The 2,903-nt window shown below is 35.1% G+C and carries 2 protein-coding genes; both read right to left on the bottom strand.

Going from position 1 to position 2,903, the window contains the following annotated elements; genetic code table 11:
- Positions 1–422 (bottom strand): hypothetical protein (locus D5018_RS21090; protein ID WP_133309372.1); only part of this gene is annotated, 422 nt, incomplete at its 3' end.
- A 325-nt stretch (positions 423–747) separates the two neighbouring features.
- A partial coding sequence (locus D5018_RS21875) for a hypothetical protein (protein ID WP_165905148.1) occupies positions 748–2,903 on the bottom strand: 2,156 nt, incomplete at its 5' end.

The following is a 2,903-nucleotide window of genomic DNA, read 5'->3' as shown; positions in this document are numbered from 1 at the left end:
TCCTTTTTGAATCGTGTGTTTTGTTCATGGAAAGTTGAGCGTTCACTTGAATTAACAAACGATACAAAGATGGTACGGTCTAAGTCTAATATTAAGGTTAATTGAGGGTTGGTTTGAGACTTCTTTTCTTCCGCACGTAGTACCCAGTTAAACTTGGTTTCGGGATAAATCTCATTCGGTGAGGACGTAATAGAAAGCACCCTTGGTTTTGCTAACTCCAAGTCATATTTCCAAATATTTGCTTTAGGTGTTTGGATAACAGATTGATGCCAATCATCCCTAGTTTTACAACTTATTTCATCTATTGTGAATCCAAAAGCTGAAACAGGGTTACTTTCTTCATTGCCCTTTTCTTCATTTAAGCCGATAAATGATACAAAATTATCTGAAGGTGTGGCATTAGATGGTGTGAGGTTAGCCATATCAGGTGTTCTTTACATTAGATAGATTTATTGTCTATTTTTGATGACCTCCTTTCCATTTAAAATTTATTAATCTACGGCTATGCTAGAGTCAGCGGTTGTTGAGCTTTAAACAAGCTCTTTTATTTCAGTTTACTTTAATACGCTCTCACAGATAGCAAACACTAGAGCAAGCGAACACTTGTGAACTTTAAGTTCAACGTTACCTTGAAGCAGATTAAGTAAAGTCATGTATCTGCCCACAGCTGAATAGTTCTGAACATTGGTTGACTAACTTTTGCCCCAAACCTTGCTAGCTTTATAAATGATGATCTTTGAAGGATATTCAATCATACATTTTCGAAGAAAACTCGAGGGTTTGGGCATTGAGCATGACGTGTTTTACTTCCATTAATGTTACTTGAGAACACAGAACGGAATTATGACCCACTTTAAATGCTTCTGCTGAGTTAATGCGACTGCTATAAGTAGCTTTTTTTCCTCTAAGGTGTGGAGAAACAGTCTTAAGTAAACTATTATGGTATCCTCTTAAACTTATACAATCATTAAGAAGAACTAATGTTGAATCAACTTCATCTATCTTCTTATGGCAATCGACGAGAGCTTCGCACACTAATAGATGAGTATCCTCATCTTCGATAGATGTCTCGATGGCTAATAAATGAAATTCTTCCATTCTATTTTTAAAAAGCTCTAAACTAGAGCTGAGCTCTTGACATAAACTCGACAAGGCTTGAAATTGTTCGACCATTTGACCATATAATCTATTATTTCTGAATCTATAAGGCGGAGTTTTTACTACCTCACTTAATTCTCTTTTAAAGGTTGACGCATCTGCTCTTATTTGACCAAATTTACGAAGGGTTTGATTGACATCAAATATCGCCGCATGAGCGATACCAATTCGAGCACGTATACAATGCTTTGAGCTTAATGTATGGGTTTTGAGTATATCTTGAAACTTTTGAATTGCTTTTGAAGGGGTAGATAAAACCATTGCTTCAATAGGAGCAAGAATATCATCTATCTCCCTTGTTTTTTCTGATTTAGAATCTTGATATGTTGGCTTAACTTCTTTTTTTTCAGATTTAGCACCTTGATCTGTTGGCTTAACATCTTTTTTTTCTACTTTTGATTTGCGATAGCTTATACTTTTTGTGGGTTGGGATTTAACACTAACTGTTTTCTTTTGTTCTAAAAATTTGAGCCCTTTTTGATATAAGTTGTCCGCACATTTTTTATTGGTTTCGACCTTTTCGTCTATAGATATTTTGTTTTCTGTTATTAACTGTAGTAAATTTAATCTCTGTGGAAGACAGCCACTGAATAACAATAAAATTTCACTATGGTGTCGTGATAACCATCCATTTCTATAACTATTCAAAACAGCAAAAAAAACTGGAAAAGTACCACGATTACTTTTATCATTAAGTGATTTTAATTCAATTTGAAGAGCTGATACTAAGGTTTGAAAAGTTAATTCAAGTAGTTGGTTAGGAATTTCACAGTCTGTATCAAAATAGTCTAACTGAAGCAAATGATCAGCAATTCTATCTTTAGCTGTTATCAATGTAATGCAATTTATTCGTTGTCGTGTCTCATCTAAAGTCTCAACTTGTGAATGCAGATAAGCAATTGATAGAACTTCTTTGTTTTTGAAGTAAGCTCCATTAAAAATCACTTCCGTGAGTTGCTCAATATCAATAGGGTTAATATCTGCTATTGATTGAGCAAACGTAAATATGTACAGTAAGTATTCCCAGGATTCTGATAGCTTACAAGCAGCATTTAAAAGATCCTCGGATTGACCTGTTAAATCTGTGTCTCCTGTACATTTTAAACAAATTGAAGATTGTACTGAGTAAGCAATGCACTCTACATAATCAACTTGAAGCTTCCTGATTTGAGGGCAAAGATCATTGATTAATTTATGAACTTCATCTGGTTGTGATGACTGTTTTAAACGTGAAAAACCTTGTTTAATTTTTTGCCTTTGTAAACTTATAGCAAGATTGTAATGTAGGTAGTAATAACAAAAAAGCTGAGCTTCGTAATGACTATGTTTGTGATTGGCTACAGAGCTGTGTTTATCAGATATTTTTACTATTGAAAAAGGAGCTGTAAAAATTGTACGTTCAGCAGGATGCTTCTCCATGTAACCGTGGTAGCGTTCAAATAGCCCTTTTGCCCTGCACACTTGCTCAGTTGGTAATTGTTCAGTTGATCTCGAATTACAGTGCACTTCTAGAGGCTGCCAAACTTTATTCATTTCAACAGTAAGTTGATAAAGCTGCTTTGTATCGGTCTTGTGCACGCTGACACTATGGGATAATTGTTTCTGTTTGTTTATAGCTGGTATCGATAAGGCTCTTCGCAAGCTTTGAACAGCTTCTTCTCTAGGCTTTGCTCTTATATTCATAGGGGAGTGTTCAATCGAAAGCCAGTTTATCTCTTGAGGAGGAGGTGGAGTTTTTGGTGAGT

Source organism: Parashewanella curva, assembly GCF_003675895.1.
Taxonomy (GTDB): domain Bacteria; phylum Pseudomonadota; class Gammaproteobacteria; order Enterobacterales; family Shewanellaceae; genus Parashewanella; species Parashewanella curva.
This window is presented reverse-complemented; position numbering and strand designations above follow the sequence as displayed.